Genomic DNA, 6,227 nt, shown 5'->3' with positions numbered 1-6,227 from the left:
TCATAACGGCTACGACCACGGCCACCACGGTCATCATCATCGTTATAACGGCTACGACCTGAGCGACCGCCCCGGTCATCGTCATCATCATAACGGCTACGACCACGGCCACCACGGTCATCATCATCGTAACGGCTACGACCAGAGCGACCACCACGGTCATCGTCGTCATCATAACGGCTGCGACCGCGTGTATTCATATGGCTGCGCGCACCTGCCTCACGCGCTTCTTCCGAGGTAAATTCATGAGCATGTCCGCTTCTATGAGCAGCTTGACCGGCTGCACGGGCTTCCTCTGAGGTGAATTCATGAGCATGCCCACTTTCATGTGCGGCATGACCACCTTTACTTGCTATTTCACGTTGTCTCTCGGGATCCATACTTGCAAATCCGCGATTTGAATGTTCTGTTTCATTCTCATTACTTCGATTAGCCATTTTTTTCGTCCTATCTTTATTTTTGGGTAAGACTGTTGTAATAAACAACTCTAATAAATTAAAAGAAATAATTTATTAATAAATAAATGATGTGTTTCTATTCTTTTTAATGTAAATAATAAATAAAAAATATACTGGTAATGGACTGTAATTAAATGGCTTTATTTGTTTTTTATAAATAGGGTGAATAACAATATAATATTCTAATATTACTTAATGTTATATATGAGCTTATTATAAAAAATTAACTATAAAATATTTTAATGTGCTGTTAGTATATGAATTTAATTTGTATTTAAAATGTATAAAATTAGAATAAACCTCTTTCATAATTATTCCTAACCTCTTTTTTTCATCTCATAGTAGAGTAAAGGGGGTAATGTAAGAAGTCTATTGATGAGACTTTTATAATTTTTAAAGGTATAAATAAAGAAAAAAATTGGGGGTAGAAGATAAGTATAGATGTTGAGTTTAATTCTAAAAGCATAAATAAATGCTGAATTCAAATGAAGTGAGTGAGGGTGTGTATGTGAATCATTAACATTTAAATCTGGCGGATCATTTTAATTGTTAAGTTGGATTTCTATTTTTTAAAAAATGAAAAAATTATATTGTTGTTTATTTAAAATAGTACGTGGCTATTTTATGAAAAAGTATCAAAAGTAAAATAAGGCTGCATATAAAGCGTAGATTACATTTTTTCTTCAAAAAATAATTAAAATTTTGATTGTAAAAATAAATAAGAGGGAGTGAAAGATATAAAAAAACCACCCATATGGGTGGTTTTTTTAGTAATCAATTCTAAATGAATTAACGACCTTGGATGTCACGTTGAACTTCACCAGTGTAAAGCTGACGTGGACGACCGATTTTGTAAGGGCCGCTGTGCATTTCTAACCAGTGGCTGATCCAGCCAACAGTACGTGCAAGAGCGAAGATTACAGTAAACATTTCAGTCGGGATACCAATCGCTTTAAGGATGATACCTGAGTAGAAGTCTACGTTAGGGTATAGGTTACGTTTAATGAAGTATTCGTCAGAAAGCGCGATACGTTCAAGTTCCATAGCAAGTGCAAGCTGTGGATCGTTGATGCCAAGTGCACCAAGAACTTCGTCACAAGTTTCTTTCATTACTTTCGCGCGTGGGTCGAAGTTTTTGTACACACGGTGACCGAAGCCCATGAGTTTAACTTCTTTAGTCTTCACTTTTTCCATGAAGCCAGCCACGTTTTCTACAGTGCCGATTTCATCAAGCATCTTAAGAACGGCTTCGTTCGCACCACCGTGAGCAGGACCCCAAAGTGCAGAGATACCAGCAGCGATACATGCATAAGGGTTAGCACCAGTAGAACCCGCTAGACGTACTGTAGACGTAGAAGCGTTTTGTTCGTGGTCAGCATGAAGCGTGAAGATACGGTCCATTGCTTTCGCAAGAATTGGGTTAACTTTGTAGTCACGGTCTGCAGGAGTAGCAAACATCATGTACAAGAAGTTTTCAGCGTAGCTCAAGTCGTTACGTGGATAAACGAATGGTTGACCAACTGTGTATTTGTAGCTCCAAGCTGCTAGCGTAGGAACTTTAGCAATCAGGCGGATTGCAGTAATTTCACGGTGGTTAACATCTTCGATGTCCAAGTTGTTGTGATAGAACGCAGAAAGCGCACCAACTACACCAACCATGATTGCCATCGGGTGAGCATCACGACGGAAACCATTGAAGAAACGGCTAACTTGGTCGTGAACCATAGTGTGGTTACGAACTTTAGCATCAAATTCTACTTTTTGTTCAGCAGTTGGAAGTTCGCCGTTTAACAATAAGTAGCAAGTTTCTAGATAGTCTGCTTTAGTTGCAAGCTGGTCGATTGGGTAACCGCGGTGTAAAAGCACACCTTTATTACCATCGATGAATGTGATTTTAGATTCACATGCAGCTGTTGCCATAAAACCAGGATCAAAAGTAAAGTGACCTGCGGCCAACACATCTTTAACGTCGATTACATCTGGGCCCAATGTGCCGCTGTAAATTGGTAATTCAATTTCTTTGCCATCAAGCTGTAAAACGGCTTTTTTGCCAGTTGCTGCAGACATTCAATAGATCTCCTGTCCTGGTGAATGTTTTATCTGACTCGTAGTACTAATCTTTTAATGCGCGAATCAGACGGATCAAAAATTTGCTATAAGATTAGAGAGTACTGAAATTTTGTCAATTATACTTATGGATAAAACGACACCCTCATAAGGATTGGATCACAAAATCCAGTAGCCATGAGGAAAATATCAGTATCGACGCCGTATAATAAGTCAAATGAAAATAAGTTGCAGAAAAAAATATGCATGTTGTGGGAATTGTAGGCAATTTTTAATTCCTAAAAACTCTGATAGACTGAAAGTTTATATCAAGTCTAATATTTAAAATTATTATAATTTTCGTAACTTACATCTTTTTACTGTGTTTTTTGCTGTTTTATTGGTCATAATTAAAAGCGATAAATTAAAAGTAAAATAAAGTTTGTTTGGTTAAAAAATAACTGCTAAAAGTGGGTGGAAATGCTGGTTATTTGTTCAAATTGGGAAAAATAAACCATAATTTTGCTGAAAAAATCAGCGTGATTTTGCTGTAGTGGGGGAATTATTCACAGACTAAGTGGTTATTTCATTTCATGATCTTAAGCTGATATAATTTTTATAAATTCTAGATATTTATATTAAAAATGAAAACTATCATAAATGATATGAATGTGGTTAAGTGTGTTGTAAAATATAGTAATTCTTTGTTCATCTTTAGTCTAAATAAATAAATTTAATTCTCAAAGCTAAAAACGATAAATAAAATTGGCTTTTATTTAATAAAAACCAAGTATATAGCTCTGTTTTCTTAGATGTATTTTGTCTGCTTGATTTGGGGATTTTATGTTAATGATTCTTATTTAATATTTTTTTATGGAAAAGCTAAATGTGATTGTTTGTGTTTTGATAGTTCACGTTTTATAATTCAGTGTCGTTTTAAAATTAGGTATTACTGGATAGAGTAATTGCCTAAAAATGCTAGCTTTCCTTCGAATTAATTCCAACAAACTCCGGATGGAGTTTTTACTTACAGGATGCCCGCTGTGAAAAGCAACAGACCTGTCAATTTGTCCATGGGTCAAGTTTTAGAAGTAAACTTAAAATCCCCTGTGGCTATTGCATCAATTCTACACCGTCTTTCTGGTGTCATCGTATTTTTACTTGTACCGGTACTTTTGTGGCTTCTAGACAAATCATTGTCTTCTGCTGAAGGTTTTGCTGAAGTTCAGGCAATCTTTAGCGGCTTCATTGTACGCTTTATCGTATGGGTATTTGTAGCCGGCTTACTTTTCCATTTTATTATGGGTATTAAGCATTTACTTGCTGACCTTGGTTTTGCTGAAGAACTGCAAAGTGGTCGTGTAGCAGCTACTATTTCATTGATCTTGGCTGCGATTTCGATTGTCGCATCATTTGTATGGATTGTTCTCTAATGAAAAGTGCTACAGGTTTAACGGGTTCAGGTTCTCGCGATTGGTTTATCCAACGTGTAAGTGCTGTTGTATTAGCTGTTTATACTGTTGTGGTATTGGGTTGGATCCTTCTTAATGGCGGATTTAACTATGAACAATGGTTTGGCTTTATGATGACATTACCAATGAAGATTATGTCTTTATTGGCAGTCTTATCTCTTGTCGCACACGCTTGGATCGGCATGTGGCAGGTATTCACAGATTATGTGACTACTCGTCAAATGGGTCCTTCAGCTTCAGGCTTGCGTTTGGTGCTGACTTCAGCAGTCATTATTGCTGTATTTGCATATGCAATCTGGGCGATCCAGATTTTTTGGGCGAATTGATAGGAAAATATCATGGGCGCTATAACCCCTAAAGAAGATTACACAAATATTCCACACGAAACTTTCGATGCTGTTATCGTTGGTGGTGGTGGTTCAGGTATGCGCGCATCTTACCAGCTTGCTCAGGCGGGTTTGAAAGTTGCGGTACTGACTAAAGTATTCCCAACACGTTCTCATACTGTGGCTGCACAGGGTGGTATTGGTGCATCTCTTGGTAACATGCAAGAAGATAACTGGCACTACCACTTTTATGACACCGTAAAAGGTTCTGACTGGTTAGGTGACCAAGACGCGATCGAATTTATGACGCGTGAAGCGCCACAAGTGGTTTATGAATTAGAACACTTGGGTATGCCATTCGACCGTAACGCAGACGGTACAATTTACCAACGTCCATTCGGTGGTCACTCTGCAAACTACGGTGAAAAAGCGGTTCCTCGCGCATGTGCTGCAGCTGACCGTACAGGTCACGCACTTCTTCACACGCTTTATCAAAGCAACGTGAAAATGGGTACGCAATTCTTCGTGGAATGGATCGCTCTTGACTTGATCCGTAACGAAGAAGGTGACGTACTGGGTGTAACTGCTATTGACCAGGAAACTGGTAAAATTGCAGTATTTCAGGCGAAAGCGACATTATTTGCTACAGGTGGTGCAGGTCGTGTTTACCGTGCATCTACTAACGCATATATCAATACTGGTGACGGTCTTGGTATGGCGGCTCGTGCAGGTATTCCATTACAGGATATGGAATTCTGGCAATTCCACCCAACGGGTGTTGCGGGCGCAGGCGTATTGTTAACTGAAGGTTGTCGTGGTGAAGGTGCAATCCTTCGTAACAAAGACGGCGAACCGTTCATGGAACGTTATGCTCCAACTTTGAAAGACTTGGCGCCACGTGACTTCGTATCACGTTCTATGGACCAGGAAATCAAGGAAGGTCGTGGTTGTGGTCCTAAAGGTGACTACATTCTTCTTGATATGACGCACCTGGGTGCTGACACAATCATGAAACGTCTTCCATCTGTATTCGAGATTGGTAAGAAATTCGCGAACGTGGATATCACCAAAGAGCCAATTCCAGTAGTACCAACAATCCATTATCAAATGGGTGGTATTCCAACGAATATTCATGGTCAGGTTGTGGTTCCTGAATCTCGCGAAACAACTCCGCTTGAAGCACACTACAACAAAGATACTGATGTTTATTCTACAAATGCGGAAGGCCGTGACTTCACTAAACCAGTGAAAGGTTTCTATGCAATTGGTGAATGTTCATGTGTATCAGTACATGGTGCGAACCGTCTAGGTACAAACTCATTGCTTGACTTGGTTGTATTTGGTAAAGCTGCTGGTCAACATATCATTGACTATGTAACTAAACATCATGGTGATGAGTACCAACCGCTTCCTACGACTGTGCTTGAACAAACTGTTGAGCGTATTCGTAAACTGGATGAGTCAACTTCAGGTGAAAATGCTCAAGAAGTTGCTGATGCAATCCGTGATATCGTTCAAGACCACGCTGGTGTATTCCGTACATCTGCACTGCTTGAAGAAGGTGTGAAGCAAATTCTTGCGATTGAGCCACGTGTTCGTAACATTCACTTGAAAGACAAATCTAAAGTATTCAACACTGCACGTATTGAAGCTTTGGAAGTTGAAAACTTGTATGAAGTGGCGAAAGCAACACTGATTTCTGCTGCTGCTCGTAAAGAATGTCGTGGTGCGCATACGGTGGTCGATTTTGAATTGCCGCCAGAACATGCGGATTATCCATACGGTCGTCGTGATGATGAGTGGATGAAGCACACATTATGGTTCTCTGCTGACAACCATCTTGAGTACAAGCCAGTGCGTTATAAGCCTTTATCGGTTGCCGCAATTCCACCTAAACCGCGTACATTCTAATAGGGAGAAGTAAG

5 protein-coding genes are annotated in these 6,227 nt (G+C 39.4%); 3 read left to right on the top strand and 2 right to left on the bottom strand.

Features of this window, described 5'->3' with window-relative positions:
* Together E0H88_RS04980 and gltA are read right to left on the bottom strand one after the other, a co-directional pair.
* Nucleotides 1-437, bottom strand: a 437-nt coding sequence (locus E0H88_RS04980) for a KGG domain-containing protein (RefSeq protein ID WP_215628938.1), incomplete at its 3' end; no start/stop codon positions are given.
* An 810-nt stretch (nucleotides 438-1,247) separates the two neighbouring features.
* Nucleotides 1,248-2,525 (bottom strand): citrate synthase, encoded by a 1,278-nt coding sequence (gene gltA, locus E0H88_RS04975; protein WP_092819990.1) that lies wholly within the window; start codon nucleotides 2,523-2,525, stop codon nucleotides 1,248-1,250.
* Between the two features lie 1,013 nt (nucleotides 2,526-3,538).
* Between gltA and sdhC the strand changes: the two genes are divergently transcribed.
* The 3 genes from sdhC to E0H88_RS04960 are packed head-to-tail and all read left to right on the top strand — an operon-like array spanning nucleotide 3,539 to nucleotide 6,213.
* A complete protein-coding gene (gene sdhC, locus E0H88_RS04970) occupies nucleotides 3,539-3,937 on the top strand; it encodes a succinate dehydrogenase, cytochrome b556 subunit (RefSeq protein WP_131273317.1) in 399 nt (132 codons plus the stop codon).
* A complete protein-coding gene (gene sdhD, locus E0H88_RS04965; protein ID WP_092819989.1) occupies nucleotides 3,937-4,302 on the top strand; it encodes a succinate dehydrogenase, hydrophobic membrane anchor protein in 366 nt (121 codons plus the stop codon). The genes sdhC and sdhD overlap by 1 nt, the downstream gene beginning before the upstream one ends.
* A gap of 12 nt (nucleotides 4,303-4,314) precedes the next feature.
* Nucleotides 4,315-6,213, top strand: a complete 1,899-nt coding sequence (locus tag E0H88_RS04960; protein WP_092819988.1) for an FAD-binding protein — start codon at nucleotides 4,315-4,317, stop codon at nucleotides 6,211-6,213.
* The last annotated feature ends 14 nt before the right edge of the window (nucleotides 6,214-6,227 follow it).

Origin of the sequence: Acinetobacter sp. ANC 4216 (genome assembly GCF_004331195.1) — a bacterium.
GTDB lineage: Bacteria > Pseudomonadota > Gammaproteobacteria > Pseudomonadales > Moraxellaceae > Acinetobacter > Acinetobacter kookii.
Note: the sequence above shows the minus strand (reverse complement) of the source record. Positions and strands in the feature narration are given on the sequence as shown.

Coding starts and splice junctions, on each gene's coding strand:
- sdhD (WP_092819989.1), top strand. CDS start 3,937: ATGAAAAGTGCTACAGGTTTAACGGGTTCAGGTTCTCGCGATTGGTTT.
- E0H88_RS04960 (WP_092819988.1), top strand. CDS start 4,315: ATGGGCGCTATAACCCCTAAAGAAGATTACACAAATATTCCACACGAA.
- sdhC (WP_131273317.1), top strand. CDS start 3,539: ATGCCCGCTGTGAAAAGCAACAGACCTGTCAATTTGTCCATGGGTCAA.
- gltA (WP_092819990.1), bottom strand. CDS start 2,525: ATGTCTGCAGCAACTGGCAAAAAAGCCGTTTTACAGCTTGATGGCAAA.